Below are 26,752 nucleotides of genomic sequence, written 5' to 3' on the forward strand. Positions count from 1 at the left end.
ACCCCAAGGGGGCCCTCAAGAAGGCAGGGCCCCGGGGCTTGGCTCCTTGGCCTCCTTCTCCGCCAGGTACTTCTCCGCCATCATGGCCGCCCGGGTGCCCGCCCCCACGCTGGTGGTGAGCTGGCGGTAGATGGGGTCGGCCACGTCCCCGGCAGCGAAGATGCCGGGGACCGAGGTGAAGACCTCGTCCCGCACCGCCACGTAGCCATCGGCCCTGAGCTCCACCACCCCCCTTAGGAAGGCGGTGTTGGGCTCGTGGCCGATGAAGACGAAGACCCCGTCGGTGGGGTAGACGTACTCCTCCCCCGTCTTCAGGTTCTTCAGGCGCACCCCCGTCACCTGCTCCTCCCCCAGGATCTCGGTGACGATGTGGGAGAAGAGGAAGCGCATCTTGGGGTTCTGGAAGGCGCGGTTCTGGGCCACCTTGTTGGCCCGGAGCTCGTCCCGGCGGTGGACCAGGGTCACCTGCTTGGCGAACTTGGTGAGGTAAAGCCCCTCCTCCACCGCGGCGTCCCCTCCGCCCACCACCACCACCTCCTTGTCCCGGTAGAAGAAGGCGTCGCAGGTGGCGCAGGTGGAAACCCCCCGGCCGTAAAACCTCTCCTCCCCGGGAACCCCCAGTTTCCTGGGGTTGGCCCCGGTGGCGACGATGACCACCCGGGCGGGATAGCTCCGCTCAAACCCCCGCACCAGGAAGCCCTCCTCCGTCTTCTCGATCCCTTGGACCTCGTCCATGACGATGCGGGCGCCGAACTTCTCCGCCTGTTGCACCATGCGGGCCGCCAGCTCCGGCCCGGAGATGCCCTCGGGAAAGCCCGGGTAGTTCTCCACCTCCTCCGTCTGGGCGATCTGCCCCCCGGGGAGGCCCTTTTCCACGATCACCGTCTTGAGGCCGCCCCGGCCCGCGTAGATGCCGGCGGTAAGCCCGGCGGGACCCCCGCCGATGATGACCACGTCGTAAAGCTCCTCCTGCGCGCCGCTTCCTGCAAGCCCCGTAAGGGTGAACTCCATGGACACCTCCCTGCCATCAGGCTACACCCCTACATACCCAGTAGGGGTATACAACGCTCCCCAGTTTGCGGGAAGGGGAAGGCCCTGTCAAGAAAAGGAAGGCCCTCCGAGGCGCCCTGGTGACCCCAGGGGGATTCGAACCCCCGTCTCGGCCTTGAGAGGGCCGTGTCCTAGGCCTCTAGACGATGGGGCCGCGCGCGGCTCGGAGGGCTTTGGTGACCCCAGGGGGATTCGAACCCCCGCCGCCGCCTTGAAAGGGCGGTGACCTAACCGCTAGTCGATGGGGCCAAAGATTGGCTGGGGTGCGTGGACTCGAACCACGACCGGCGGATCCAGAGTCCGCTGTCCTGCCGTTAGACGACACCCCAGCGAAGGCGCCCGAACCCTCGGGCAGAGGTTATGGTACACTCTGAGGGGCGGATTGGCAAGCCCCTTGGCTATGGAAGAAAGCCTTTTGCAACTCCTAAGCCAGTACGTTTCCCGCCGGGCCGCAGAAAGCCTTTTGCGGAAGGCCCTGGCCCAAGGGACGCCCTCCCACCCCGGGGCGTGGGCCAGGCTGGCCGAGGAAGTGATCTGGCCCGAGCTCAAACGGCTTCTGCCCTTCAAGGAGATGCCCCCGGAGCTCAAGGCCTGGGTGCGGGAGCTCAAGACCCTAGCCCCCCCGGAGCTCGAGGCCGAGGAGGAAGAGGAGGAGGCCGCCCTCCTGGAGGCCGTGGACCTCGAGGACCCCGCCTCCCGGGTCCGCCTGGCCCAGCGCCTGGCCCGGCTGGAAGGCGTGGTGGGGGTGGTGGTGGCGGGCCAAGGGGGAAAGGAAGCCCTCTTCGCCGGAGAACCCATTTCCCTGGATATGATCCATCTTTTTTTGCAAAGGCAGGGGTACCGAACCTTTTATGCGGTGATGGCGGGCACGGTGGTGGCCCTCCGCGCCCTGGACCGGGGGTTCGTGGGGGTGCTGGCGGGCAAGGAGACCAACGTGGGCCGCCTTCTGCACGGGCTTAGGCGGCTGGTGAGCAGCGCGGAGGTGGAGGGATGAGAGGATGGCTCTTCGGGTTGGCGTTCCTCGGCTTGGCCCTGGCCGCGCCCCTTCCAGAGCTCTACGACCGGCTGGAAGGGACCTTGGCCCGCGTGGGAGGGAGCAACCCCGACCAGGCCTTGGCCGCTTTGGACCAGGCGCAAGGCCTCCTGCGCCGGGAGGGGGAAAATTTGCCCCCGGTCCTGCGGGATGCCGCCCTTAGCAACCTCCAGGAGGCCCGGCAGGCCGTGGTGCGGAAGAGCCAGGCGGACCTCGAGGCCCGCCTCCTCCTGGTGCGCCACCTCGTGGGCAAGGCCCTCTACGACGGCTATTTCCGGGCTCCCCCTGCAGAGAAGGCCGCCTATCTCGCCCGCCTGGTCCGGGCCACGGGGCTCGGCCCGAAGGTGGGGGAGGAGGTGGCGGGGTTGCCCCCCGAGGAGGCCCGGAGGCGCCTCGAGGTCCGCTACCTGGAGCTTATGGCCCAGGACCTGGCCCGGGCCCTTTCCGCCTCCTCCCGCCCCCAGGCCTACCTGGCCCTGGCCCGGGCCTACGCCCGCTACCTGGTGGTCCAGGACAGCCCCCAGAGCACCCTAAGGGCCCAGGACTTCGTCCAAGCCCTGGCCAAGGTCTCGGGGGGCGAAGCCTTCCGGGGCGAGGTCCAGGAACTGCAGAAGAAGGCGGCCGCTTGGCAAAAGGCCTTGGCAGGGCAAGGGGAAACCGCCCCCGCCCCAAGGAGCACCCCCGCTTCCCCGTCTCCACCCCCCGCCGCCTCCACCCCGAAGCCCCCTGCCCCTCAGGCGGCTACCCCGGCCACCCCCGGAACCGGGGAGACCCCGGTGGAGACCTTCTACGTACCCCCCTGGATGGACCCCGCCACCGCCCGGGCGGTGAGGGCCCAGGCTTACGCCTTGGGGTACCAGTACAACTTTGAGCTACTGGAAGCGCTCCAAGAGGTCCAGAACGAGGTCGGCTTGGCGGTGACCGCCCTGGGCCAGGGGGACGCCAACCGGGGACGGTACCACCTGGACCGGGCCCTGTGGAAGTTCCGCGCTGGGGTAGAACCCGTCTTTTCCCAAGCGGACCCCGCCTTGACGGAGAAGGTTTCTCAGGGGCTTATCCACCTTTCCAGCGCCACGGGCCTACGCACCCTGGACGCCCTGACCCTTTACGAAGCCCTGGACGAGCTCCGCCAACGCTTCAGCCAAGGCCCCAGGGCCAACCCCTGGCTGGATCTGAAGCTGGCCCTGGTCCAGACGGCGGGCATCCCTCGGGCGGTTTTCTTCCTTCTGGCCTCGGCGTTGGCCTTCTTCCCCCTCTACCTCATCCGTCTCACCTTTGGCGGGCGCAACGTTTACTGGAACCTCTTGGGCCTGGCCTTCCTCTTTCTCTTTCTGCCCATCCTGGCGGAAGGCCTCTCCTACTTCGGCTCCCTCATGGCCGACTACGGCAACCTTCCCTTGCTCGCCGTCCTGAGCAACCTGTCCATCGGGCAGGGGCTGGTGCCCTACCTGGCCTGGGGCTTCACGGTGTTCGTGGTGGTGGCCCTGGCCGGGGCGGGGCTCCGGGGCATCGCCGCCCAGTTCGGCCTCCTCAAGGAGCGGGGGGCCGAGGTAACCGCCACCGGGGTGGAGGGAAGGCCCGCCACCACCCTCACCAGCGAAACCATCGTGGAGTGGGACGAGGAGTTCTAATACCACCCCATGCTGGCTTGCGCCAGCGTGGGGGCCCCGGTAACCTTGGCCGGGATGCGGGGGCTACTCCAAGCGGGTTCCCGGACCCACCCCGTACCCCCGGGCCCAGTCCGCGGCGGGCATGGGGCGCTTTCCCTCGGGCTGGACCTCCAGGAGGCGGATGAGCCCCTCCCCGGTACCCACCAGGACCCCCTCCCGGTCCACGGCCTGCACCACCCCGGGGGTTCCTTGTCCGGGCTCGGGGCGCATCCTTCGAACCTTCACCCTCTTGCCCCCGTGAAAGAAGTAGCTCCCGGGCCAGGGCTGCACCCCCCGGTGGCGGTTATAAATGGCCTCCGCGCTCTCCCCGAAGCGCACCCTCCCCTCCTCCTTGGCGAGGAGGGGGGCGTAGCTGGCCTCCCCCTCCTGGGGGGTAGGGGTGAGGCGGGGAAGCTCCGCCAGCACCTTTAGGAGGAGTTCTATGCCCTTGTCCCGGAGCCTTTCGGAGAGGGCCACCGCGTCCTCCTCGGGAAGGATTTCCGTGCGCCAAAGGGCGTAAAGGGGACCGGTGTCCAAGCCCTCCTCCGTCTTCATGATGGACACCCCTGTCTCTTTCTCCCCGCGGATGAGGGCCCACTGCACGGGGGCGGGCCCGCGGTACTTGGGGAGGAGGGAGGGGTGGAGGTTGAGGAAGCCGTAGGGGGGAACCTCCAGCACCTCTTTGGGCAGGATCTTACCGTAGGCGGCGGTGACGGCCACCTCGGGGGCGGCCCGCTTGAAGGCCTCCAGGAACTCCCGGTTTCCCTTGAGCCTGTTGGGCTTGAGCAAGGGAAGGCCGTGGGCCTCGGCGTACCGGGCCACGGGGCTTGGGGCGGGCTTCAGGCCCCTCCCCTGGGGCTTGTCGGGCTGGGTCACCACCAAGACCACCTGGTGGTGGCGGCTCAAGGCGTCCAGGACGGGCACCGCCCAAAGGGGCGTGCCGAAGAAGGCCACCCTCATCCTTGGGAAAGCTCCTTTAAAAGGGCGCGGGCTTCCCTTTGAAAGCGGGCGAGCTCCGAGCGGTTTTCCTCCAGGAAGGCTTCCCGCTTGGGCTTGGGCAAGCGTTCAAAGAAAAGGATCCCGTCCAGGTGGTCGATCTCATGCTGGAAGACCCGGGCCAGGTAGCCCTCCAGCTCCAGGGTTCTTGGGGTTCCCTCCTCGTCCTGGTAGCTCACCCGGATGCGCTCGGCCCGGGGCACTTCCTCGGAGTAAAGGCCGGGCAGGGAAAGGCACCCCTCGGTGCCCTCCAAAAGCCCCTCCCGGTGGGTGATAACGGGGTTCGCTACCACAAAAACCCGGCGCACCAGGTCGCGCAGGGGTTTTTCCTCCTCCTCGGGCTCGTCGGCGTACTCCACGGCCACGAAAAGCCGCTGGGAAAGGCCGATCTGGGGGGCGGCGAGGCCCACCCCCCGGGCCTCAAACATGGTTTCCAGCATGTCCTCGGCGAGCTTTTTCAGCCCGGAAAAGTCCTGCACCGGGCGGGCCTTTCGGCGAAGCACCGGGTCCCCGTAGAGGCGGATGGGGTAGATCATCCTGTTCATTCTAGCGCAAACCGCGCCCTTCCCAGAACCTGGCCCAGGGGGCGCACCCCTGGGGGGAGGTCCAGGGCCCAGGGGCCGGTCACCTCCCCGGGGCGGAAGCCCCCTTGGGGCCTGGCCTCCACCGCCTCCAGCCCCTCCAAGGCCTCCTTGGGTCCCACCACCTCCAGGGTCTTAGGGGTGTAGTCCAGGACCTTGAGGCCCGGGGGAGGCTTCAGCACCAGGGCCACCTCCTTGCGGAAAAGGGCCTCCTCCCGGGCCACCACCTTGACCCTCGAGGGGGAAACCTCCACCCCAGGGAGGGGGCCTTCCGGTCCGAAGGCGGTGAGGGCCACCTCCCCCGTGCCCAGGTCCATCCCCAAGGCGCTCACCGCCACCTCCACCTGGCTCCTGGGGCCCTTAGCCTGCACCCGGTCGGGCTCGGTGCGCACGAAAACCCCCGGGGCGTAGACCTCCACGGGTAGGGTGCGGGTGAGGAGGGCCTCCACCCTCCCCTCCACCCGGGCCGGGCGCACCTCCAGCACCTCCACCCCCTGGGGCACGGACACCCGCACCTCCCGGGAGAAGGGCCCCTCCACCCCGGAAAGGTCCAGGTAGGCGGAGATGGGTAGGTTCCGCCCCTCCACTAAGGGCGCGGGCCCCCGGACCCTGAGGAAGACCTCCCTGGGCACCCCCTCCGCCACCCCCTGCCCCAGGCCCACCACCTGCAGGGGCGCGCTCAGGGCCCGCTCCACCACGGGGGCCCTTTCCCGCAGGGAGTACCAGACGGCCAAGGCCGCAAGCAGGGAGAGGAGCCAGGCGGGCCAGTCACGCATGGGCCACCCCCTTGAGCCGCTCCCGCAGGGCCTCGAGGGAAAGGGGCGGGGAAAGCCTTCCCCCCTCCGCCACCCTTATGGCCCCCGTCTCCTCGCTCACCACGATGACCAGGGCGTCGGAAGCCTCGGAAAGCCCCAGGGCCGCCCGGTGGCGGGTGCCAAGGCCCAAGTGGGCCTCGGAAAGGGGAAAGACGCAGCCTGCGGCGAAAAGCCGCCCTCCCCGCAGGATGGCCCCGCCGTCGTGGAGGGGAGTGCCGGGGTGGAAGAGGGTGACGAGGAGCCGGGCGGAAAGCCGGGCGTCCAGCACCTCCCCGGTGGCGGCGTACTCCCCCAGGGGGGTGCGCCTTTCCAGGGCCAAAAGGGCTCCGTAGCGCCGCTCGGCCAGGCGGGAAAGGCCTAAAAGGAGCTCCTCCAGGGCCAAGGAAGGCGCCCTGGGCCCCTGGGTCCGGCCCAGGCGCTCCAAAAGCCCCCGGAGTTCCGGCTGGAAGACCACGATGAGGGCGAAGGCCCCCAGGGTGGCGGCGTTGCCGAGAAGCCAAGACAGGGCGGAAAGGCCCAGCACGCTGGCCGTGAACCAGACCAGGAGGTAGACCAAAACCCCCCGCACCAGGTTCAAGGCCCGGGTGCCGGCCATGAGGCGGTAGAGGTAGTAAAAGAGGACCGCCACCAGGAGGATGTCCAGAAGGTCGCGCCAGGTGAAGGGCATGGCCTAGAGGAGGCTTGTTCCGGGGCCGTCCCAGGATAGGCCAAAGAGCTTCGCCCAGGTGGCCCCTAGGTCGGCGAAGGTCTCCCGGGTGCCCAACTCCCCCTCCACCCCCGGCCCCACCCAGAGGAGCATCCCGTACTCCCGGGTGTGGTCCGTGCCGAAGAAGGTGGGGTCGTTGCCGTGGTCGGAGACCAAAAAGAGGTGGTCCTTAGGCCCCAAGGCGGCGAGCAACCTGGGAAGGAAGGCGTCCAGCTCTAAAAGGGCCCTCCCGTACCCCTCGGGGTCGCGGCGGTGGCCGTACCGGCTGTCAAAGTCCACGAGGTTGACGAAGACGAGGCCCTGGAAGTCCTCCCCTAAAAGGGCCAGGGTCTTTTCCAGGCCGTCTTGGTTGCTCTTGGTCTTCACCTTTCGGGTAAAGCCCCGACCCGCGTAGATGTCGGGGATCTTGCCCACCCCCACCACCTCGAGGCCCCCCTCTTTAAGGACGTCCAGGACATTCCTGGGGGGCTCCAAGGCGAAGTCCTTCCGGAGGTGCTCCAGCCGGTAAAACCCCCCCGGCTCCCCGGCGAAGGGCCGGGCGATGACCCGGGCCACCTGGTGCTCGCCGCGGAGCATCTCCCGGGCCACCTGGCAAAAGCGGTAAAGCTCCTCCGGGGGCACCACGCCCACGTGGGCCGCCACCTGGAAGACGCTGTCGGCGGAGGTGTAGACGATGGGGAAGCCCGTCTTGAGGTGGGCCTCCCCGTAGTCCCGGATGGCCTCGGTACCGGAGTAGGGCTTGTTCAGAAGCCATCCCCCGACCCCGATGGCCTGGGTCCAGGCCTTGAGAAGCTCCTCCGGAAAGCCTTCGGGGTAGGTCCGGAAGGGCCTTTCCAGAAAGACCCCCACGAACTCCCAGTGCCCGGTGGTGGTGTCCTTCCCGGGGTTCACCTCCTTCATGCGGCCAAAGGCCCCCTGGGGCCTTACGCGGGGCAGGGTGTGGACCCCCTGCACCCACCCCAGGCCCAGGGCGGCCAGTTGGGGCAGGGCGACCCCCGTTTTGAGCACGGTGTGGTCCAGGGTGTCCGCCCCCTCGTCGCCGAAACGGGGAGCGTCCGGCAGGTAGCCCAGGCCCACCGAGTCCAAAACCACGGCCACCACCTTCAAGACCTGAGGCCCTCCTCGTCCTCCTCTTCGGCCAGGGCCATGAGCTCCTCCGGGGTCATCTCCGAGAGGGCCCGCACCGCCTGGAACTCCTCCACGAGCCCCTGGATCTCCTCCATGGCCTCCTTGAGGGTGAGCTCGCCGTCCTTGTACTCGTCCAGAACCTCTTCTATGGCCTCCAGGATCCCCACCGCGGCGCTCGCCTGGGAGAGGGCCTGGGCCAGCTCCGAAAGCCTTTCCGCCAGGTCCATGCCCCCATGCTACCCCAAAAGCTCGGCCAGGCGGGAAAGGGCCCGGCCGTACTTCTTGGCGAAGGCCCCGTGGCGGTAGTCCTCGGGGAAGAGGCGCTCCAAGGGCTCCCCCGAGGCCACCAAGCCGAGGCCGAGGTTATAGAGCTGGTCCACGAAGTGGACGAAGCGCAGGGCATCGTTCTGGTCAAGGATGGGCTCGAGGCCCCTAAGGTAGACCACCTCCAGGCCGTCTAAGAGGTGGCGGTAGCGGATGGGGTGGAGGGTGCGGAGGTGGGCGAGGAGCTCGGGGAAGGCGTCTAGGCTCTTTCTCCTTAAGTCCCGGCGATAGGCCTCTAGAAGGGCCTGGTGGGTGAGGGGCCTGGGGAAGCGGCCGGGGTGGCGGTGGCGGAAGTCCTCCCCCTCTATGCGCTCCACGGCGAAGCGACGGGCCAGACCCTGGATCTGGTGGCGAAACTGCTCGGCGTTGAACCGCCCCTCCCCCAGGGCCCCCGGGGGGGTGTTGGAGGTGGTGGCCACCCGCAGGCCCCGCTCCATGGTGAGGGCCAGGAAGTGGGTCGCCATCTGGGCGTTCCCCGGGTCGTCCAGCTCGAACTCGTCCAGGAAGAGGTAGCGAAGCCCGGAAAAGCGCCTGGCCCCCTCCTTCAGGCCCAGGAGGCCCAGGGCGTAGGTGAGCTCCTCAAAGGTGAGGAAGGCCTTGGGGCCCGGAGCCTCCCAGTAGGCCGCCACCAGAAGGTGGGTCTTCCCCACCCCGAAGCCCCCGTCCAGATAGATCCCCTGGGGCCCGAGCATCCTCTTCCGCAAGAAGCCCTGGGGACGGTCGTGCACCCATCGTCGGAGCCTTTCCTTGGCCAGGGCCTGGGAGGGGTAGCGGGGGTCGGGACGGTAGGTCTGGAAGGTGGCTCCCTTAAAGCGGGGAGGCGGGGCGAAGCCCTGAAGGAGCCTTTCCAGGTCCACCTCGGGGTGGCGTTCGGCGAGGCGCATGGATTAGAGCTTAGCGCACCGCCCCCGTGTCCGGGAAAAGGCCTGCCCTCGAGGGCCCACAGGAGGCGCAACCCCAAGGGGTTGGGCAAGCCCCTACCCTTTTGCTACCCTGGGAGGGTATGGTGCGGCTTTACGGCATCCCCGGATGCGGACCCTGCGAGATCGTGAAGATGTTCCTGGCGCAAAAGGGCATCCCCTTTGAGTTCGTGAACGCCCGGCAGGACCCAAAGGCCGCCCAGAAGATCGCCGAGCTGGTGGGAAGCCCCACCGCCGGGGTGGTGCTGGAGTGGGACGGCAAGACCGCGGCCATCCGCGGGGTATCCCCCGCTACCCTAAACGCCTGGTACACCCGCTACCGGGAAGAGAGGGCCTCCTGAAGAGCCGTTAAATGGTGGGCCTCGTGGTAGGCGGCGGCCCTAAGCCAGCCCAAAGGGTTAAGCTCCCCGAAGAAGGGGTGGGGGAAGGTGGCGGGGTTTTGGGGGCCCGCCTGGGCCGCCTCCTCGAGGAGGAAGGCCCGGGCCCTGCCCAGAAGGGCCAGGACCTCCTCCAGGGAAAGACCTCCCTTGGGCCTAACCCCTTCCGGGGCCTGGGGCTTGCCGTCCTTGAACTCCCCGGGCTTTACGGGAACAGGGGGAAGGTTCTCCCCGGCCGCCACCCGGCGGAGGCGCCTTAAGACCCGGGCGGTGGAGTCCTCCACCAAGGCGACGTGCTCCGCCACCATGAGGGGGGTCCAGGCCCCTTCCCTTAAGGGGGTGGAAAGCCAGGCGGGGTCCGCCTCCCGAAGCAGGGCGAGGAGGGCCTCGCGGCTCGCCTCGAGCCGCTTTAGGGCCTCGTCCCAGGTGCCGTAGTCTTCCAACCGGACCATACCTCAATATAAACCGGCCGAGAAGGCCTCCGCCGATACGCGAGCGAGGCCAAAAGCCGGGGCCCGTGGCCCGCCTCAGCCTGGCCCTGGGCTTTGGAGGTTCGTCGCGATGGGCCCTTCGCCTTCGGTATAATCCCCCCATGCTCACCGTGGACCTTTCGGGCAAAAAGGCCCTGGTCATGGGGGTCACCAACCAGCGGAGCCTGGGCTTCGCCATCGCCGAGAAGCTCAGGCGGGCGGGGGCGGAGGTGGCCCTAAGCTACCAGGCGGAAAGGCTCCGCCCCGAGGCGGAAAAGCTCGCCGAGGCCCTGGGGGGCGCCCTCCTCTTCCGGGCGGACGTGACCCAAGACGAGGAGCTGGACGCCCTCTTCGCCGGGGTGAAGGAAGCCTTCGGGGGGTTGGACTACCTGGTCCACGCCATCGCCTTCGCCCCCAGGGAGGCCATGGAGGGGAGGTACATTGACACGCGGCGCCAGGACTGGCTCTTGGCCCTCGAGGTCTCCGCCTACTCCCTGGTGGCCGTGGCCCAAAGGGCGGAGCCCCTCCTTAGGGAAGGGGGAGGGATCGTCACCCTCACCTACTACGCCAGCGAGAAGGTGGTGCCCAAGTACAACGTCATGGCCATCGCCAAGGCGGCCCTCGAGGCCAGCGTCCGCTACCTGGCCTATGAGCTTGGGCCCAAGGGCGTGCGGGTGAACGCCATCTCCGCGGGGCCGGTGCGCACCGTGGCGGCGAGGAGCATCCCCGGCTTCACCAAGATGTACGACCGGGTGGCCCAGACCGCCCCCCTCAGGCGCAACGTGACCCAGGAGGAGGTGGGCAACCTGGGCCTCTTCCTCCTCTCCCCCCTGGCGAGCGGCATCACCGGGGAGGTGGTCTACGTGGACGCGGGCTACCACATCATGGGGATGGAGCTGGAAGGGTAGGCCACCCCCCTTTTCACCACCGGGCCTCGGCTAGCATGGAGGGGATGAGGCGACCTACCCCCACGGTCTATGTGGGCCGCGTCCCCATAGGGGGCGCCCACCCCATCGCCGTGCAGTCCATGACCAACACCCCCACCCGGGACGTGGAGGCCACCGCCGCCCAGGTCCTGGAGCTCTATCGGGCGGGAAGCGAGATCGTGCGCCTCACGGTGAACGACGAGGAGGCGGCGAAGGCCGTGGCCGAGATCAGGAGGAGGCTCCTGGATGAGGGGGCGGAGGTCCCCCTGGTGGGGGACTTCCACTTCAACGGCCACCTCCTCCTGCGCAAGTACCCCAGCATGGCGGAGGCCCTGGACAAGTTCCGCATCAACCCGGGCACCCTGGGCCGGGGGCGGCACAAGGACGAGCACTTCGCCGAGATGCTCCGCATCGCCATGGACCTGGGGAAGCCCGTGAGGATCGGGGCCAACTGGGGAAGCTTAGACCCCGCCCTCCTCACCGAGCTCATGGACCAAAACGCCCGGCGCCCTGAGCCCAAAAGCGCCCACGAGGTGGTCCTCGAGGCCCTGGTGGAAAGCGCGACGCGCGCCTACGAGGCCGCCTTGGAGATGGGCCTCAGGGAGGACAAGCTCGTCCTCTCCGCCAAGGTCTCCAAGGCGCGCGACCTGGTGTGGGTCTACCGGGAGCTCGCCCGCCGCACCCAAGCCCCCCTCCACCTGGGCCTCACCGAGGCGGGGATGGGGGTGAAGGGGATCGTGGCCTCGGCCGCCGCCCTAGCCCCCCTCCTCCTGGAGGGGATCGGGGACACCATCCGGGTCTCCCTCACGCCGGCCCCGGGCGAGCCCCGCACCAAGGAGGTGGAGGTGGCCCAGGAGATCCTCCAGGCCCTGGGGCTTCGCACCTTCGCCCCCGAGGTGACGAGCTGCCCCGGGTGCGGCCGCACCACCAGCACCTTCTTCCAGGAGCTCGCCGAGGAGGTTTCCCGCCGCCTCAAGGAAAGGCTTCCCGAGTGGAAGGCCCGCTACCCCGGGGTGGAAGGACTGAAGGTGGCGGTGATGGGTTGCGTGGTGAACGGCCCCGGGGAGAGCAAGCACGCCCACATCGGCATCTCCCTCCCGGGGGCGGGGGAGGAGCCCAAGGCCCCGGTCTACGCCGACGGCAAGCTCCTCACCGTCCTCAAGGGGGAGGGCATCGCCGAGGAGTTCCTTAGGCTCGTGGAGGACTACGTCAAGACGCGCTTCGCCCCCAAGGCCTGATGGACCCCTTCCGCTTCCAGGTGGAGGCCCGCGCGGGCAGGGCCCGGGTGGGAAGGCTTTTCACCCCCCACGGGGCGGTGGAGACCCCCCTCTTCATGCCCGTGGGCACGGCCGGCTCGGTAAAGGGCCTCATGCCCAAGGACCTGAAGGCCATCGGAAGCCAGGTCCTCCTCGCCAACACCTACCACCTCCTCCTCCGCCCGGGTCCCGAAAGGGTGAGGGCCCTCGGGGGGCTTCACGGCTTCGCGGGGTGGAAAGGCCCCTGGCTCACGGACTCCGGGGGCTTCCAGGTGATGAGCCTCGGGCACCTGCGCCGCATTGACGAGGAGGGGGTGGTCTTCCAAAGCCACCTGGACGGGCGCCTCATCAAGCTCACCCCGGAAAGGAGCATCGCGGTGCAGGAGGCTTTGGGGGCCGACCTCATCATGGCCTTTGACGAGTGCCCCCCCTACCCCTCCCCCCGGGAGTACCTCGAGGCCTCCCTGGAGCGCACCCTCCGCTGGCTGGAGCGGAGCCTCAAGGCCAAGACCCGGCCCGACCAGGCCCTCTTCGGCATCGCCCAGGGGGGGACGGACCCCCAGCTCAGGAGGCTCTCCACCTTGGAGACCCTCCGGTTTGACCTCCCGGGCTACGCCATCGGGGGCCTGGCCGTGGGGGAACCCAAGGAGGCCATGTTCGCCATGGTGGAGCTCTCCACCCGCCTCCTCCCCGAGGACCGCCCCCGCTACCTCATGGGGGTGGGCCACCCCGAGGACCTGGTGGCGGCCATGGGGCTTGGGGTGGACCTCTTTGACTGCGTCTACCCCACCCGCACGGGCCGCTTCGGTAGCGCCCTGGTCCTGGAGGGGCGGCTCAACCTGAAAAACGCCCGCTTCCTCGAGGACAAGCGCCCCCTGGAGGAGGGGTGCGACTGCTACACCTGCCGGACCTTTAGCCGCGCCTACCTGGCCCACCTGGTGCGCGCCGGGGAGATGCTCGGGGGGATCCTCCTCTCCCTCCACAACCTGCGCCACCTCCACCGCCTCACCGAGGCCGCCCGGCAGGCCATCCGCGAGGGGCGCTACGGGGACTTCGCCCGAGAGTTCGCCAGGAGGCGCTTCGGCAAGGAGGTGCCCCCCTGGTTCCGCGAGGCCCTGGCCGCCGGGGGCCACGGGTAGAATGCTCCCGGTATGACGCCAAGGCATCTTATCCTGGGCCTCCAGCACACGGTGGCCATGTTCGGGGCCACCGTCTTGGTCCCCCTCCTCACCGGGCTCAACCCGGCGGTGGCCCTCTTCACCGCCGGGGCAGGCACCCTGGTCTTCCACCTGGTCACGGGGCGGATGGTCCCCGTCTTCCTGGGCTCCAGCTTCGCCTTCATCGCCCCCATCCTGGCGGCCAAGGAGGCGGGCTTCTCTTTGAGCGCCATCGGGGGCGGCATCGCGGCCGCGGGGCTCGTCTACGTCCTCTTCGCCCTCCTCGTCCTCCTCATCGGCTCCGAACGGGTGCGCCAGGTCTTCCCCCCCGTGGTCACGGGCCCCGTGATCGTGGTCATCGGCCTCACCCTGGCCCCCGTGGCGGTGGAGATGGCGGGCAAGGACTGGCTCCTCGCCACCTTCACCTTCCTGAGCGCTGTGGTGAGCGCCGTCTTCTTCCGGGGGCTTTTCCAGATGATCCCCGTGCTCCTCGGGGTAGGGGCGGGCTACCTCCTGGCCCTCCTCCTGGGGCGGGTGGACCTGAGGCCCTTGGCGGAGGCTCCGTGGGTGGGCCTTCCCGCCTTCACCCTGGCCACCCTGGAGTGGGGGGCGGTTTTCCTCATCGCCCCCGTGGCCTTCGTCACGGTGATGGAGCACATCGGGGACATCCTCACCAACGGCCGGGTGGTGGGGAAGGACTTTTTCGTCAAGCCCGGCCTTCACCGCACCCTCCTCGGGGACGGACTGGCCACGAGCCTCGCCGGGCTTTTGGGCGGCCCGGCCAACACCACCTACTCGGAGAACACCGGCGTCCTGGCGGTGACCCGGGTCTACGACCCCCTGGTCCTGCGCGTGGCCGCGGTCTTCGCCATCCTGCTTTCCTTTTCGCCCAAGCTCGCCGCCCTCCTTCAGACCCTGCCCCAGGGGGTTCTGGGCGGGATCTCCATGCTCCTCTTCGGGATGATCGCCTCCATCGGCATCCGCACCCTGGCGGAGGCGGAGATTGACTTCACCCATAGCCGCAACCTCATCGTGGTCTCGGCCATCCTGGTCCTGGGCCTGGGCGGGGCGGTGGCCAACCTGGGGACCATTCAGGTGGCGGGGGCGGAGGTGCCCCTCAAGGTAAGCGGCATGGCCCTGGCCGCCCTGGCGGGGGTGGTGCTGAACCTCCTCCTGCCCAGGCAGCTGGAGCCGGAGGAGCTGGCCACAGAGGAGGAGCGGCTTCCCTAAGTACCCCGCCGCGGCGGGGTACTTGGTCGCGGAAGTTTCCTCCTTCCTGTTTTCTTTTGGCCCCGGGAGGCCCCCCGAGGCCTTTGCCGGGGCCCCCATGGAGTGGTCAGCCCTCCTGGTAAAAGCGGCTCTTCCGGTAATAGTCCTCCAGGAGCACCTTGAGGAAGGCGGCTGTGGGCACCCCCAGGAGGGCGCCCCATAGGCCGAAGAGGCTCGCCCCCACCAGGAGGGCGGCGATGGCGGTGATGGGGTGGAGCCGGGTGGCCCGGCCCACGATGAGGGGGCCCAGGAGGTTGCCCTCCAGCTGGTTGGCCAGCCAAAGCACCAGGAGGGCGAGGAGGGCTTTAAGCCACCCCCCTGTGGCCGCCAAAAGCAGGGCGGGCACCCCGGAGACGATCACCCCCACGAAGGGGATGAGGTTGAAGACCCCCGCCAAAAACCCCAGGCTCGCCGCCAGGGGCACCCCCACCAGCCAAAGCCCCACCCCCACGATCATCCCCACGAAGAAGGCCACCAGGAGCTGGCCCCGCACGTACCCGCCCACGCTCCGGTCCAGCTTGGCCGCAAGCTCTCCCACCAGGGGCTGGTAGGGCTCGGGGAACACCCTCAAGGCCGCCCGGCCCAGGCGGGGCAGGTCGTAGAGGAAGTAGAGGGAAAGGGTGAGGGCGGTGAGGAGCTGGAAGAGCCCGCCCACCAAGGAGGCGAAGAAGCCCAGAAGGTTTCCCCCTTGGGCGAAAAGCCCCTGTAGCCAGCGAACCAAGGTTTCCAGAAAGCTTTGCAAAAGCCCCTGGAGGTTGCGGGTGGCCTCGGCCAGGATGGGCTCGAGGCCCCGGGGCACGGGCACGGACCGCACCCGATCGGGCAAGCCCGCAAGCCAGGCCAGGAGGGGCTCCAGGAGCCGGGGAAGCTCCTGGGCCAGCCGGGTGAGCTCCACCACCGTCTGGGCGGTGAGGAAGGAGGCCAGGCCCAGGAAAAGGCCCAGGCCCAGGTAGACCAAGACCACCCCCAGGACGCGGGGAAGGCGCCTGGCCTCAAAAAAGCGCACCAGGGGGTGGGTGAGGTAGGCGAAGGCGAAGGCGGCGAGGAGCACGGAGAGGGCCGGCCAGGCCCGGACCAGGAGGCGGTAGGCCAGATAGAAGAGGAAGAGGTAAACCAGAACCCGGACGTAGGGGTTCTCCCAGACCCGGAGGAAGGCCTCCCGCATGGGGCTATTCTAAGCCGAAGAAGGCCTTGGCCTGGCGGAGAAGGGCCTCGCCGGCGAGGCCCTGGAAGAGGAAGGGGCTCCGGTCAGGCTCCCCCTCCCAGACCTCGAAGAGGAGCCTGGGCGCCCCGCCCTGGAGGCCGGTGTTCCCCAGGTAGCCGATGGGGTCCCCCCGGTGGACCCGGCTTCCCACCCTAAGCCCGGGGTAGGGGGCCTGGAGGTGGGCGTAGACGCTGGTGCGGCCGTCGGGGTGGCGGAGGTGGACCTCGAGGCCCCGAAGCCGGTCCATCTCCTCGGGGGAAGCCCCCTCCTTCACCCGTTCCAGCAGGGCCCGAAAGGCCTCCGGGCCGGGCTCCTTATAGTCCAGGTCCACCTTCACCACCTCACCCCCCTGGGCGGCCACCACCCCCATCCCCCGCACCACGGGTACGCAGGCGTCCCCGTTCCGGAACACAAAGCCCGCGCTCACCCCCTTGCGGTAGGGGCGGGGAGCGCCGGGCAGGTTCTCGGGGCGCCTAGGGAGGCAAGCCCCGGGAAGGGGCAGGAGGTAGCCCTCGGGAACCCACTGGGCCTTGGCCCGGTAAACCGCCACCTCCTGGCGCAAGGCCGCCACCTGCCGCCCCCGGGAGATAAAGGCCAGGGTGGCTACCAGGGCGTAGAGGCTCAAGGCCAAAAGGAGGTAGTGCCCCGGCTTCCAGCCCACGGGGCCATCCTAACAAAAGCCCCCCCTTAGGGGATAAGTGCCCGCACCTTGGTTTCGCGACATGGGACGCCCGAAATGGGGCTAGGAGAGGGCTTTTTGGGGCCCCCACCGCGGCTTTCGCCGCGGTGGGGTACGTTAGATGGCCTCAGAGGAGCTTGAGGAGCGCCTTCTTGATCTCCTTGGCGGGAAGGCCTTCCAGCTTCAGGCCCTTGGCCCGCTCCAAAAGCTCGTAGACCTTGGGGATGTGGCTTGCCGCCACCCGGAAGGTGACCTCCTGCCCCGCCACTTGAACCCGCACCTTCTGCAGGTTGGGGTACTGGCGGCGCTTGGAGATCCCCGTGGTCTTCTTGCCCACGCCCCCTTGCCGCTTGGCCTTACCCCGCCTTTCTATGCTGTTGGCCACGATGGGCCGCTTTCCGCTGATCTCGCACACCTTGGACATGGCACCCTCCTGCCCGAAGGCAAACCCTTTGGAGTATAGCACAAGGTAGACTCTTGGGGATGCCCACGGTGCTCGTGCCCCTGCTTCTGGCCCTGGACCAGATCCTCAAGCTCTGGGCCCTGGAAAACCTCTCCCCCGTGCCCAGGCCCTTCCTCGGGGACCTCCTCTACCTCACCCTGGTGCGGAACACGGGAGCGAGTTTCGGCCTTCTGGAGGGCCGGGCCTACCTCCTGGGGTGGTTGAGCCTCCTGGTGGGGGGGGTCCTCCTCTTCCTCCTGGCGAGGCGGCCCTACCCCTTCTGGCAGGCCCTGGCCCTCTCCCTCCTCGCCGCGGGGGCCTTGGGCAACGGCGTGGACCGCCTGGGCCGGGGATGGGTGGTGGACTACCTGGACCTGGGCACCTCCATCTCCTTGGTGGCCCACTTCCCCGTCTTCAACCTGGCGGACGTGTGCGTGACCCTGGGGGCGGTCCTTCTCCTCCTTGTCCCCAGGAAGCGGCGCCGCTACTAATACCACCCCATGCTGGCTTGCGCCAGCATGGGGGCCCCGGCCCAAAAGGCCCGCAGGGCTTCCGTACTTGGGCTTAGGCGAAGGATTCACGCCAAAGGGGTATAAGTACCCCGCCGCGGGGGCCCCAAAAGGGCCTCGCCCCAACCCGAGCCAGGGATTCCACCTTGCGAAACCCAAGTGGGGAGTACTTAAGCCAGAGCCCGGGCGAAGCGCTCCAGGGCCTTCCTGAGGTTTTCCTCGCTGGTGGCGTAGGAGAGGCGCACGTGGCCCAAGGCGGCGAAGTCCGTGCCCGGCACCACCGCCACCCCCGCCTCAAGAAGCCGCTCTGCCGCCCGCACCTCGTCCGGGGCGAAGGGCGCCGTGTCCATGAGGACGTAGAAGGCCCCGCTAGGGCGCACGGCCTTCAGGCCTATTTGCGCCAGACCCTCCAAGAGGAGGTCCCGTCTCCTGCGGTAGGCCTCGCGGGCCATCTCCACGAAGGCCCGGGAGGCCTCCAGGTTGGTGAGGGCCTCGAGGGCCGCCCACTGGGCGATGGTGTCGGGGCTGGTGGTGGACTGGCTGGAGACGGAGACCATGGCCTTGATGACCTCCCTGGGCCCGCAGGCGTAGCCGATGCGCCAGCCCGTCATGGCGAAGGCCTTGGCCGCCCCGTTCACGGTAATGGTGTGCTCGGGGGCCACCCTTCCTGGGGAAAAGTGGACCCCTTCGTAAACGAGGTGCTCGTAGATCTCGTCGGAGACCAGGTAGAAGTCGTGCTCCAAGGCGAGCTCCGCCAGGGCCTTTAGGACCTCCTCGGGGTAGACCGCCCCCGTGGGGTTGTTGGGGGAGTTGACCACCAGGGCCTTGGTGCGGGGAGTGATGGCCCGGCGCACCCTTTCGGGGTCGGGGACGAAGCCCTCCTCGGGGAGGGTCTCCACCTCCACCACCACCCCTCCGGCGAAGCGCACCATCTCCGGGTAGCTCACCCAGTAGGGCGCGAGGACGATGACCTCATCCCCGGGGTCCAAAAGGGCCTGGAAGAGGTTGAAGAGGGCCTGCTTTCCCCCCACGGTGACGATGGTCTCCTCAGGGGTGACCTGGAGGCCGTTTTCCCGGCGGAACTTCTCCGCCAGGGCCTCCCGAAGCTCGGGGATCCCCGCAGGGGGGGCGTATTTGGTCTTGCCCTGGGCGAGGGCGCGCCTGGCCGCCTCCTTCACGTGCTCGGGGGTGTCAAAGTCGGGCTCCCCGGCGGTCAAGGCCACCAGGTCCACCCCCCTTCGCCTTAACTCCAGGGCCTTGGCGTTCACCGCCACCGTGGCCGAGGGCTTCATGGCCTGGACCCTTTGGGAAAGGCCGCGCATAGCTTAAGTATACGCGGGTAGAATGGGCCTGTGACGGAAGGCGAGGTCCTAGAGGAGGTGAAGCGCCGGGTGCGCACGCGGCTCAAGGGGCGGCGCTACCGCCTCTACCTCTTCGGTTCCCGGGCGAGGAAGGAAGGGAGTCCCCGCTCGGACTACGACCTGGCCCTCCTCGCCGACCCTCCTCTGGACCTCGCCACCCTGGCGGAGCTTAGGGAGGCCCTGGAAGGCCTGCCCATCCTCCAGCCCCTGGACCTGGTGGAGCTCTCCTGGGCGCCGGGGCTCAAGGAGGTGGTGGAAAGGGAAGGGATCCTTCTTGACGAGGGAAGAGAAGCTTAGGGTGCAGACGGCCTCCCTGGCCCGGGCGGTGGAGCGGCTAAAGGGCGCCTTGGAAAGGCCCAAGGACGAGTTCGTCCGGGACTCGGCCATCCAGCGGTTTGAGTTCACCTTTGAGCTGGCCTGGAAGACCTTGAAGACCTTCTTGGAGCTTCAGGGCCTCGAGGCCCGCTCCCCCCGTTCGGCCATCCGGGGAGCCTTCCAGGTGGGCCTCCTCCCCGAGGACCCCTTCTGGCTGGAGATGCTGGAGCTGCGCAACCTCACGAGCCACACCTACGACGAGGCCTTGGCCGAGCGCATCTACGCCGAGTTGCCTAAGGCCCTAAAGCGCTTCCAGGAGCTCCTTCGCCGCCTGGAAGAAGCCCTCTAGGCCCCTGCAGGCCTAGGCGAAAGCGCCCCCTTCTGGACGCCGGCCCGGCCCCCCACCACCCTCAGGCCTAAGGGCCGCACCTCGGCCCGGTAGACCGAGGCCTCCGGGAGGAGCTCCCCGTCGGCGTGGGCAGGAACAGGCTGGGCGAACTCCACCGCCACCTCCCGCCCCGCGTAGGACCGCACCTGGGGATGGGACAGGTGTCGGCCCATAAGGAGCCTCGGCAGGATGAGGACCACCCCCATCCGGGAAAACTTCCCCGCCAGGACCACGGAAAGCCGCCCGTCCCGCGGGTCGGCCATGGGGGCGATGGGGATGCCCCCGCCGTACATGGGCCCGTTCATGGCGGCGAGGAGGAGCATCTTCCCCCGGTGGACCTCTTCCCCGTCCACGAGGACCCTGGCCTCCGGCAGGCTGAGCTCCCTGAGCACGGCGAAGAGGGCGTAGAGGTAGCGGGGCATCCCCCGGAGGAAGGGGGGGGCAAAGAGGGCCTTCTTGGCCACCAAGGCGTCAAAGCCGATCCCCAAGGAGGCCCCGAAGGGCTCCCCGTTCACCCACCCTAGGTCCACCGCCTCCTCGGGGGCGTGGAGGGCGAGCTCCAGGGCCTTGGGCCAGGAAAGGCCTCTAAGGCCCAGCATCCGGGCGAAGTCGTTGCCGCTTCCGATGGGCACCACCCCCAGGACCTTCCCCGTGCCGGCGAGGCCCTTCAGGACCTCGTGCACCGTGCCGTCCCCCCCCACGGCCACCACCCGGGCTCCCTCAGGGGCCCTTTGGGCGAGCTCCGTGGCGTGGCCCGGCCCCTCGGTGAGGAAAGCCTGGGCCCCCTCCTCACGGGCCGCCTTCAGGATGGCTCCGGAAAGCCTCCCCACCTTGCCGCGGCCCGCGGCGGGGTTCACGATGACCCACTTCTCCACCCCCGTATTCTACGGGCATGGGCCTCCTCGCCCACTTCCTCAAGGGACCCCACCCGAAGACCACCCTCCTCCTCACCCGGGCCGGGCCCGTGGAAAACCCCCGCCATGCGCTCTACAGCCACCCCGGGCTTCCCCTTGCCCTCGAGGGCCGGGAGGCCCTCCTCGCCCTCCTCCCCCTCCTTAGGGGCTTTCCCGTGGCCCACGTCTACGCCGCCGATAGCCTGGCGGAGGCCGAGGCGACCCGGCTTTTCGCCGAGGCCCTAGGGGTGCCCCACACCCTTCTCCCCGAGCTCCGGGAGAGGGCCTGGGGCGCCTGGGAGGGGCTTTCCTTCCCCGAGGTGGAGGCCCGTTTCCCCGGGGCCGTCACCTCCTGGACGGCGGACGAGGCGGGCTTCGCCCCGCCCGGGGGGGAGAGCGTGCGGGAGGCCTGGGAGCGGGGGAAGCGGGCGGTGAAGGCCCTCCTCGGGAAGCACCGGGGCCAGGCCATCCTCGTGGTGGGGAACTGCACCCTGAACCGGGCCGCCCTAAGCCTCGCCCTTCCCCTTCCCCCCGAGGAGGGCCTGAGGCTGGAGCAGGACTACGCCAGGCTCTCCGTGGTGGACTTCTACGGGGAGGAAGGGGTGGTGAAGGCCCTCAACCTGGCCCCATGCCCCTAGGGAAGGGGTAAACTAAGGGCATGATCCGGCCCGTGGCCAGAAAGGACCTGCCGGGGCTTTTAGCGCTCCTCCGCCACATGGACCAAAGCCCCGAGCGGGGGGTCCTGGCCCCGGAGGCCCGGGACCTCGAGGGCCTGGCCGAGGAGCTGGAAGACGGCCTGGTCCTGGTACAAGACGGGGAGGTAACGGGGTACGTGGGCCTCTACCCCTTCTGGGACGGGGCGGCCCTGGAAGGCCCCTTGGCCTACCGGAGGGAGGACCTCCCCTCCCTCCTCAAAGCCGCCGAGGAGCGGGCCCAAGGGCTTGGGGTGGAGAGGCTCTACGCCTTTCCCCGCGAGGAAAACCAAACCCTCCGGGAGGTCCTGGAGGCGGCCGGGTACGACCTCCTCCACCTCACCTACTTCTTCGTGAAAAACCCCCAGGGCCTGGACTACCCCACCCCCGAGGGGGTGCGGATCCAAAGGGGCTTCCCGGGCCCCGAGGTCTACCGGGGGCTCTACCGGGAAAGCGAGGAGGGTTGGGCCCTGAGGCTCAAGTGGACGGACGAGGAGCTTGAGGAGCACTTCCAAAACCCGGCCGTGCACCTCCTGGTGGCCTACCGGGGAGATAGGCCCGTGGGGATGGCCGAGGTGGAGCTGGAGGGGCGGGAGGCGAGCGTGGCCTACATCGGGGTCATTCCCGAGGCCCGGGGTCAGGGCATCGGCCGCGCCCTCCTTTCCGAGGCCGCCAAGCTCGCCAAGAAGAAGGGGGCGACCCTCTTCCGGGTGCGGGCCCACGACCACGAGAAGGGGGCCCTGGAGCTTTACCGCAACCTGGGCTTTAGCCTCGAGGAGGCGGTGGCCACCTACGCCAAGGAGCTCAGGGCCAGGCGGTAGGTGGCGGCGTGGGCCTCCACGGTGAGGCGGGGGTCGCGGTTGTACCCCCCGCCCATCACCACCACCAGGGGGACGCCCAGGGCCTTCACGAAGCGGAAGACCCGCTCGTCCCGCCTTCTAACCCCTTCGGGGCTTAGGGCGAGGCGGCCGAAGCGGTCCCCCTTCAGGACGTCCACCCCGGCGTTGTAGAAGACGAGGTGGGGCCGGAAGCCCTTAGCCCGCTCCAGGGCCTCCTCCAGGGCCCAGAGGTAGGCCTCGTCCCCCGTCCCATCGGGGAGGCCCACGTCCAGGTCGCTCCTTTCCTTCTTCAGGGGGTAGTTCCGCTCCCCGTGGAGGGAGAGGGTGAAGACGGAAGGGTCCTTTTGGAAGAAGACCGCCGTGCCGTTCCCCTGGTGGGCGTCCAGGTCCACCACCAGGACCCGGCCCGAAAACCCCTCCTTGGCCCGGAGCCAATGGACGGCCACGGCCACGTCGTTGAAGAGGCTGTACCCCTCGGCCCGGCCGGGGAAGGCGTGGTGGGTGCCCCCGGCGAGGTTGAGGCCTAAGCCCCTCTCCAAGGCGTCCAGGGCCGCGGCCAGGGTCCCCCCGGCGGCGTGGAGGGCCCGCCGCAGGAGGGGCTGGCTGAAGGGGAGGCCAAGCCTCAAGGACTCCTCCCGGGTAAGCCCCTCCCCAAAGAGCTTCTCCAGGTAAGGGGCCTCGTGGGCCAGGAAGAGGGCCTCCCGGGGCACCTCGGGGGCGGGGAGGACGGGAAGGAGCCCCTTTAGGGCCTCCGCCACGCCCCCGTACTTGTAGAGGGGGAAGGGGTGGCCCTCGGGCAGGGGCAGGGAGAGGTGGGCCGTGGTGTACGCCCGCACGCCCCTATCCTCACACCTTTCTGCCCAGATGAGGGTGGTCCACGCCCTCATCGCCCTCCGAGCTGGCGGTAGGCCTCGTAGGCCGCCACCCCCACGGCCACGGCCAGGTTCAGGGAGCGCACCGGCCCCGGCATGGGGATCCTCAGGGTGGGAAACCGGGTGAGGACCTCCTCGGGAAGCCCCCGGCTTTCGGGACCGAAGAGGAGGAAGTCCCCCTCCTGGAACCGGGCCTCGTAGAGGGAGGCTTCCCCCCGGGCGCTGAAGGCGTAGACCCTCGCCCCCCTAGGCAGGGCCTCGAGGAAGGCCGCAAAGGAGTCGTGGAGCCTCAGGTCCACGTGGGGCCAGTAGTCCAGGCCCGCCCGCTTGAGCTTGGGGCTGGAGAGGAGAAAGCCCAGGGGGCGAACGAGGTGGAGGGGCCACCCCAAGGCGGCCGCGGTGCGGGCCACGTTCCCGGCGTTTTGCGGGATCTCCGGCTGGTAAAGGACGAGGTGGACCACGGCCTACCCCTTGCGCCGGTAGCGGGTGGCCGCCCCCCGGCCCACCCTTTCCACCCGGCCCTCCCGGACGAGGCGGTGGAGAAGGGCCAGAACCCCTCTTCGGGAAAGGCCCAGGGCCCCCTCCAGCTCCCGCCTGGGCCTGGGGCTTTCCAAAAGGCTTAGGGCCCTTTCGGCCAAGGGGTCTTTGCGGGCCAGGTGGTACCTGCCTCCCTCCTTGCGGAGAAGCCCCATGCGCTCCATGCGGGCGAGGACCCGCCTCGAGGCCTCCTCGGGAAGCTGCAGGGCGCGGGAAAGCTCCCCTAAGGTGGCCTCCCCCACCCGCCTCAGATGGGCCACGGCGATGAGGTGGTCTAGGCTGAAGGCCCCGAAGCGCTCCTGGGCCTCGGCCAGCTCCCGCACGAAGGCCTCGTCCAGCTCGGGGTTGTAGAGGACGAGGGTCAGGGCCTCCGGGAAAAGGCGGTACTCCGGGGGCTCCTTGCCGTACTTGAGGAGGAGGCGGTACATCTTGTCCACCCCGCTTCCCGCCCGCTCCACGTAGCCCAGGCGGTAGAGGGCCTCGGCCAGGCGGGGGTTCCGCCGTTTGGGGGGGTGGCGGAGGACGTTCTCCGGGGTGATCCCCGGGGGGAAGCCCCCGGGGTTGGAGACCTCGAGCCGGTCCCGGTGGTGGTGCACCTGGATGGCGTCCTGGCTCTGCCAGTCCCGGTGGACCAGGGCGTTCAAGAGGGCCTCCCGGTAGACCTCCTGGTCAAAGTCCCAGACCTCGAGGCGGAAGAGCCCCACGGTGAGGTAACGCACCCGGTTGCGGGCCTGGATGAGGTCGCGAAGCCTCTCCAGGAGGGCGGGGATGGGCCGGAGGAGGTCCTCCCGGAAGCTGTACCCCTCCTCGGCCTCGTGGAAGTAGTAGCTCACCTCCGCCTGGGGAAGAAGCCGCCTCAAGGCGAGGGACGTTCCCGCCAGGAGGAGGCCCGCCACCGTGGGGCGCTCCTCCCCTTCCACCCGCTCCAGGAGGCCCAGGGCGAAGAGGAGCTCCAGGTCCGGCAAGGCCGCCAGGTTGCTCCCCCGCTCTTCCAGGATGCGCCTTAAGCGCAGCACCTCCACCGGGTCCAGGTCGGAGAGGCTGGCCGCCGGCAGCACCTGGGCGGTGAAGTCGGGCTCGGGCAGGGCCTGGCCCACCCTGAGCTCCGTGAGGCGCTTCCCGTCCCAGAAGGGCACCCGCCCCGCCCCCACGGCGATGGCCGCCGGGCTTTGGGGCACGTGGAGGGCCAAAACCCGCCCCTCGGGGCCCTCCACCACCTCCACGTAGGGCAGAAGGAGCCCCTGGGTGAGCTGGAAGAGGGCGTGGGTGATCTGCAAGGGGTGGATTTCCGCCACCCCCAGGACGCGCCCCTCCCGGCTCACCCCCAAAAGGAGCAACCCCCCTCTGTGGTTGGCCAGGCCCGCGGCGTGGCGGGCGAGCTCCTCCGGGGAAAGGTCGGGGGGCAGGAAAAGGGTGCGCTCGTCCTGGCCCTGGGCCAGGCGTTCTGCCAGCTCCTCCCACGTCACGGGCTCCAGTTTACGGAAGCCGGGGAAAGGGGAAAGTATGTGCAAGTCGTCAAACAAACGCTTGACAAATGTTGCGATAATCCGCGACGCTATACCAAGAAAATGGGTTTTATTCGGGTTACCGTACCGGTAGTATTTGCTTACTGTCAGCACAATACTTGACATCTTGCACGGGATGTCCTACCCTTTCCCCCAAGGGGGTGGGCATGCGGAACCCTGGTTACAGGTTGGGCATAGCGGCTCTAGGACTCGCCGGCGGGGCTTGGGCGCAGGGCCCAAGCGGGGCGGACACCGCCTGGATGCTGGTGTCCACGGCCCTCGTCCTCCTCATGACCCCGGCCTTGGCCCTCTTTTACGGGGGGCTGGTGCGGAGCAAAAACGCCTTAAACACCATGATGATGAGCTTCGCCGCCCTGGGCTTCGTGGGCGTGGGCTGGGCCCTTCTGGGGTACACCCTGGCCTTCGGGGACGGCGGCCGCTTTCTGGGCAGCCTGCAGCACCTCTTCCTCAAGGGGGTGGGCCTCGAGGCCAAGGGCGCCATCCCCCACGTCCTCTTCATGGCCTTCCAGGGCACCTTCGCCATCATCACCGCCGCCCTGGTCTCGGGGGCCCTCGTGGAAAGGATGCGCTTTTCCGCCTACCTGGCCTTCCTCACCCTCTGGGGGCTTCTCGTCTACGCCCCTCTGGCCCACTGGGTCTGGGGCGGGGGGTTCTTGGGGGCCCTCGGCACCCTGGACTTCGCCGGGGGGACGGTGGTGCACATCAACGCCAGCATCGCCGCCCTGGTGGGGGCCTTGGTTCTGGGCGCCCGGAAGGACTTCGGCCGCCAGGCCATCCTGCCCCATAGCGTCCCCCTCACCCTCCTGGGGGCGGCCCTGCTCTGGTTCGGCTGGTTTGGCTTCAACGGGGGAAGCGCCCTGGCCGCCAACGCCTCGGCGGCCCTGGCCTTTGTGAACACCATGCTGGCCCCCGCGGCCACCCTCCTGGTGTGGACCCTTCTGGACCTCCTCCGCACGGGAAGGGCCACGGCGGTGGGCCTGGCCACGGCCATCGTGGTGGGCCTGGTGGCCGTGACCCCGGCAGCGGGCTTCGTCTCCCCCCTCTCTGCCCTCCTCATCGGGGCCCTTGCCGCCTTCCCCAGCTACTACACCCTCCTCTGGCGGGCCAGGACCCGACTGGACGACAGCCTGGACGTCTTCGCCGGCCACGGGGTGGGGGGCATCACCGGCGCCCTCCTCACCGGGGTCTTCGCCGAGAAGGCCTGGAACGGGGTGGCGGACGGCCTTCTCTTCGGCAACCCCGCCCAGCTCGTCATCCAGGCGGTGGCGGTCCTGGCGGCGGTCCTCTACTCGGCCCTAGGCACCTTCCTCCTCCTCAAGCTGGTGGGCCTCTTCACCCCCTTGCGGGCAAGCCCCAAGGAGGAGGGAGCGGGCCTGGACGTGACCCAGCACGGGGAGGAGGCGTACACCTCGGGGGAAGGGGCCATCCTGGTGCTCTCCGAGAGCCCACCCCCCGCCCCCAAGGGCAGGCTGGTGGGAGGTGAGGCGTGAAGCTCATCGTGGCCATCGTCCGCCCGGAGAAGCTCAACGAGGTGCTGGAGGCGCTCTTTAGGGCAGAGGTGCGGGGGCTCACCCTAAGCCGGGTCCAGGGCCACGGGGGGGAGACGGAAAAGGTGGAGACCTACCGGGGCACCACGGTGAAGATGGAGCTTCACGAGAAGGTACGCCTGGAGATCGGGGTCTCCGAGCCCTTCGTCAAGCCCACGGTGGAGGCCATCCTGAGGGCGGCCCGCACCGGGGAGGTGGGGGATGGCAAGGTCTTCGTGATCCCCTTGGAGAAGGTCTACCGCATCCGCACCGGGGAGGAGGACGAAGCCGCCGTAACCCCGGTACAATAAG

31 protein-coding genes and 3 tRNA genes are annotated in these 26,752 nt (G+C 69.0%); 14 read left to right on the plus strand and 20 right to left on the minus strand.

Annotated elements, in window-relative coordinates; translation table 11 throughout:
- Positions 1–15: 15 nt before the first annotated feature.
- The 4 genes from trxB to ACY5J6_RS11890 all read right to left on the minus strand — a co-directional run bounded on the left by trxB (position 16) and on the right by ACY5J6_RS11890 (position 1,379).
- Positions 16–1,011, minus strand: coding sequence for a thioredoxin-disulfide reductase (gene trxB, locus ACY5J6_RS11875; RefSeq protein WP_462845340.1), 996 nt, complete (start codon positions 1,009–1,011; stop codon positions 16–18).
- A gap of 117 nt (positions 1,012–1,128) precedes the next feature.
- A tRNA-Glu gene (locus tag ACY5J6_RS11880) sits at positions 1,129–1,204 on the minus strand.
- A gap of 20 nt (positions 1,205–1,224) precedes the next feature.
- A tRNA-Glu gene (locus ACY5J6_RS11885) sits at positions 1,225–1,299 on the minus strand.
- 6 nt (positions 1,300–1,305) lie between these two features.
- Positions 1,306–1,379: transfer RNA gene (locus ACY5J6_RS11890), tRNA-Gln, on the minus strand.
- A gap of 71 nt (positions 1,380–1,450) precedes the next feature.
- Here ACY5J6_RS11890 and ACY5J6_RS11895 point away from each other — a divergent pair.
- Positions 1,451–2,044 carry a hypothetical protein gene (locus ACY5J6_RS11895; protein ID WP_462845341.1) on the plus strand — a complete coding sequence of 198 codons (594 nt, stop codon included), beginning with the start codon at positions 1,451–1,453 and terminating at the stop codon, positions 2,042–2,044.
- Complete coding sequence (locus ACY5J6_RS11900; protein ID WP_462845342.1) at positions 2,041–3,714, plus strand: hypothetical protein; 1,674 nt, start codon at positions 2,041–2,043, stop codon at positions 3,712–3,714. The genes ACY5J6_RS11895 and ACY5J6_RS11900 overlap by 4 nt, the downstream gene beginning before the upstream one ends.
- A 63-nt stretch (positions 3,715–3,777) precedes the next feature.
- On the opposite strand, the gene fmt is transcribed toward ACY5J6_RS11900, so the two are convergent.
- Genes fmt through zapE form a run of 7 tightly spaced genes read right to left on the minus strand, consistent with a single transcriptional unit; the run spans position 3,778 to position 9,166 of the window.
- The gene (gene fmt, locus ACY5J6_RS11905; protein WP_462845343.1) at positions 3,778–4,692 is read right to left on the minus strand and encodes a methionyl-tRNA formyltransferase; all 915 of its coding nucleotides are present in this window, start codon (positions 4,690–4,692) and stop codon (positions 3,778–3,780) included.
- A complete protein-coding gene (gene def / locus ACY5J6_RS11910) occupies positions 4,689–5,264 on the minus strand; it encodes a peptide deformylase (RefSeq protein ID WP_462845344.1) in 576 nt (191 codons plus the stop codon). The genes fmt and def overlap by 4 nt, the downstream gene beginning before the upstream one ends.
- 5 nt (positions 5,265–5,269) lie before the next feature.
- On the minus strand, positions 5,270–6,085 hold the full coding sequence (locus ACY5J6_RS11915; protein WP_462845345.1) for a CdaR family protein: 816 nt from the start codon (positions 6,083–6,085) through the stop codon (positions 5,270–5,272).
- Positions 6,078–6,791: a diadenylate cyclase CdaA gene (gene cdaA / locus ACY5J6_RS11920; protein WP_462845346.1), complete on the minus strand. Its 714-nt coding sequence runs from the start codon at positions 6,789–6,791 to the stop codon at positions 6,078–6,080. The genes ACY5J6_RS11915 and cdaA overlap by 8 nt, the downstream gene beginning before the upstream one ends.
- Positions 6,792–6,794: 3 nt before the next feature.
- On the minus strand, positions 6,795–7,937 hold the full coding sequence (locus ACY5J6_RS11925; protein ID WP_462845347.1) for a phosphopentomutase: 1,143 nt from the start codon (positions 7,935–7,937) through the stop codon (positions 6,795–6,797).
- Positions 7,934–8,185 (minus strand): hypothetical protein, encoded by a 252-nt coding sequence (locus tag ACY5J6_RS11930; RefSeq protein WP_054638002.1) that lies wholly within the window; start codon positions 8,183–8,185, stop codon positions 7,934–7,936. Before ACY5J6_RS11930 ends, ACY5J6_RS11925 begins: the two co-directional genes overlap by 4 nt.
- A gap of 9 nt (positions 8,186–8,194) precedes the next feature.
- Positions 8,195–9,166, minus strand: a complete 972-nt coding sequence (gene zapE, locus ACY5J6_RS11935; protein WP_462845348.1) for a cell division protein ZapE — start codon at positions 9,164–9,166, stop codon at positions 8,195–8,197.
- A gap of 119 nt (positions 9,167–9,285) precedes the next feature.
- On the opposite strand from zapE, the gene ACY5J6_RS11940 reads away from it, so the two are divergent.
- Positions 9,286–9,543, plus strand: coding sequence for a glutaredoxin family protein (locus tag ACY5J6_RS11940; RefSeq protein WP_462845349.1), 258 nt, complete (start codon positions 9,286–9,288; stop codon positions 9,541–9,543).
- On the opposite strand, the gene ACY5J6_RS11945 is transcribed toward ACY5J6_RS11940, so the two are convergent.
- Complete coding sequence (locus ACY5J6_RS11945) at positions 9,519–10,031, minus strand: DinB family protein (protein ID WP_462845350.1); 513 nt, start codon at positions 10,029–10,031, stop codon at positions 9,519–9,521. The two genes, ACY5J6_RS11940 and ACY5J6_RS11945, sit on opposite strands and share 25 nt — an antisense overlap.
- 140 nt (positions 10,032–10,171) lie before the next feature.
- On the opposite strand from ACY5J6_RS11945, the gene ACY5J6_RS11950 reads away from it, so the two are divergent.
- The 4 genes from ACY5J6_RS11950 to ACY5J6_RS11965 are packed head-to-tail and all read left to right on the plus strand — an operon-like array spanning position 10,172 to position 14,618.
- Positions 10,172–10,957 (plus strand): enoyl-ACP reductase FabI, encoded by a 786-nt coding sequence (locus ACY5J6_RS11950; protein WP_462845351.1) that lies wholly within the window; start codon positions 10,172–10,174, stop codon positions 10,955–10,957.
- Positions 10,958–10,992: 35 nt separating this feature from the next.
- On the plus strand, positions 10,993–12,213 hold the full coding sequence (ispG, locus tag ACY5J6_RS11955; protein WP_462845352.1) for a flavodoxin-dependent (E)-4-hydroxy-3-methylbut-2-enyl-diphosphate synthase: 1,221 nt from the start codon (positions 10,993–10,995) through the stop codon (positions 12,211–12,213).
- A complete protein-coding gene (gene tgt, locus ACY5J6_RS11960; protein ID WP_462845353.1) occupies positions 12,213–13,370 on the plus strand; it encodes a tRNA guanosine(34) transglycosylase Tgt in 1,158 nt (385 codons plus the stop codon). Before ispG ends, tgt begins: the two co-directional genes overlap by 1 nt.
- Before the next feature lie 12 nt (positions 13,371–13,382).
- Entirely contained in the window at positions 13,383–14,618 is a 1,236-nt protein-coding gene (locus ACY5J6_RS11965) for a uracil-xanthine permease family protein (protein ID WP_462845354.1), read from the plus strand.
- A gap of 106 nt (positions 14,619–14,724) precedes the next feature.
- Here the strand turns inward: ACY5J6_RS11965 and ACY5J6_RS11970 are convergent, their stop codons facing one another.
- The 3 genes from ACY5J6_RS11970 to rpmB form a co-directional block, all read right to left on the minus strand.
- Complete coding sequence (locus tag ACY5J6_RS11970; RefSeq protein WP_462845355.1) at positions 14,725–15,822, minus strand: AI-2E family transporter; 1,098 nt, start codon at positions 15,820–15,822, stop codon at positions 14,725–14,727.
- 4 nt (positions 15,823–15,826) lie between these two features.
- Entirely contained in the window at positions 15,827–16,522 is a 696-nt protein-coding gene (locus tag ACY5J6_RS11975; protein ID WP_462845356.1) for a M23 family metallopeptidase, read from the minus strand.
- Positions 16,523–16,667: 145 nt separating this feature from the next.
- The gene (gene rpmB / locus ACY5J6_RS11980) at positions 16,668–16,964 is read right to left on the minus strand and encodes a 50S ribosomal protein L28 (RefSeq protein ID WP_462845357.1); all 297 of its coding nucleotides are present in this window, start codon (positions 16,962–16,964) and stop codon (positions 16,668–16,670) included.
- A gap of 59 nt (positions 16,965–17,023) precedes the next feature.
- Between rpmB and lspA the strand changes: the two genes are divergently transcribed.
- A complete protein-coding gene (gene lspA / locus ACY5J6_RS11985; RefSeq protein WP_462845358.1) occupies positions 17,024–17,473 on the plus strand; it encodes a signal peptidase II in 450 nt (149 codons plus the stop codon).
- 188 nt (positions 17,474–17,661) lie between these two features.
- Here lspA and aspC read toward each other — a convergent pair whose 3' ends face one another.
- Positions 17,662–18,813: an aspartate/prephenate aminotransferase gene (aspC, locus tag ACY5J6_RS11990; RefSeq protein ID WP_462845359.1), complete on the minus strand. Its 1,152-nt coding sequence runs from the start codon at positions 18,811–18,813 to the stop codon at positions 17,662–17,664.
- Positions 18,814–18,843: 30 nt separating this feature from the next.
- Here aspC and ACY5J6_RS11995 point away from each other — a divergent pair, with 30 nt between their 5' ends.
- Positions 18,844–19,149 (plus strand): nucleotidyltransferase domain-containing protein, encoded by a 306-nt coding sequence (locus ACY5J6_RS11995; protein WP_011174309.1) that lies wholly within the window; start codon positions 18,844–18,846, stop codon positions 19,147–19,149.
- Positions 19,127–19,516: a nucleotidyltransferase substrate binding protein gene (locus ACY5J6_RS12000; RefSeq protein WP_462845360.1), complete on the plus strand. Its 390-nt coding sequence runs from the start codon at positions 19,127–19,129 to the stop codon at positions 19,514–19,516. Before ACY5J6_RS11995 ends, ACY5J6_RS12000 begins: the two co-directional genes overlap by 23 nt.
- On the opposite strand, the gene ACY5J6_RS12005 is transcribed toward ACY5J6_RS12000, so the two are convergent.
- Positions 19,513–20,430 carry a diacylglycerol/lipid kinase family protein gene (locus ACY5J6_RS12005; protein WP_462845361.1) on the minus strand — a complete coding sequence of 306 codons (918 nt, stop codon included), beginning with the start codon at positions 20,428–20,430 and terminating at the stop codon, positions 19,513–19,515. The two genes, ACY5J6_RS12000 and ACY5J6_RS12005, sit on opposite strands and share 4 nt — an antisense overlap.
- Positions 20,431–20,447: 17 nt before the next feature.
- Between ACY5J6_RS12005 and ACY5J6_RS12010 the strand changes: the two genes are divergently transcribed.
- Complete coding sequence (locus ACY5J6_RS12010) at positions 20,448–21,086, plus strand: histidine phosphatase family protein (protein WP_462845362.1); 639 nt, start codon at positions 20,448–20,450, stop codon at positions 21,084–21,086.
- A gap of 20 nt (positions 21,087–21,106) precedes the next feature.
- Positions 21,107–21,961 carry a GNAT family N-acetyltransferase gene (locus ACY5J6_RS12015; protein WP_462845363.1) on the plus strand — a complete coding sequence of 285 codons (855 nt, stop codon included), beginning with the start codon at positions 21,107–21,109 and terminating at the stop codon, positions 21,959–21,961.
- Here the strand turns inward: ACY5J6_RS12015 and ACY5J6_RS12020 are convergent.
- The 3 genes from ACY5J6_RS12020 to ACY5J6_RS12030 are packed head-to-tail and all read right to left on the minus strand — an operon-like array spanning position 21,931 to position 24,854.
- Positions 21,931–22,815 (minus strand): histone deacetylase family protein, encoded by an 885-nt coding sequence (locus tag ACY5J6_RS12020; RefSeq protein WP_462845364.1) that lies wholly within the window; start codon positions 22,813–22,815, stop codon positions 21,931–21,933. The genes ACY5J6_RS12015 and ACY5J6_RS12020 overlap by 31 nt on opposite strands.
- Positions 22,816–22,862: 47 nt before the next feature.
- Positions 22,863–23,312, minus strand: a complete 450-nt coding sequence (locus ACY5J6_RS12025; protein ID WP_462845365.1) for a tRNA (cytidine(34)-2'-O)-methyltransferase — start codon at positions 23,310–23,312, stop codon at positions 22,863–22,865.
- A gap of 3 nt (positions 23,313–23,315) precedes the next feature.
- On the minus strand, positions 23,316–24,854 hold the full coding sequence (locus tag ACY5J6_RS12030) for an ATP-binding protein (protein ID WP_462845366.1): 1,539 nt from the start codon (positions 24,852–24,854) through the stop codon (positions 23,316–23,318).
- Between the two features lie 206 nt (positions 24,855–25,060).
- Between ACY5J6_RS12030 and ACY5J6_RS12035 the strand changes: the two genes are divergently transcribed.
- Positions 25,061–26,404, plus strand: a complete 1,344-nt coding sequence (locus tag ACY5J6_RS12035) for an ammonium transporter (protein ID WP_462845367.1) — start codon at positions 25,061–25,063, stop codon at positions 26,402–26,404.
- Positions 26,401–26,751: a P-II family nitrogen regulator gene (locus tag ACY5J6_RS12040; RefSeq protein WP_462845368.1), complete on the plus strand. Its 351-nt coding sequence runs from the start codon at positions 26,401–26,403 to the stop codon at positions 26,749–26,751. Before ACY5J6_RS12035 ends, ACY5J6_RS12040 begins: the two co-directional genes overlap by 4 nt.
- Position 26,752: the final 1 nt, after the last annotated feature.

The organism is Thermus sp. H19.2, assembly GCF_054979525.1.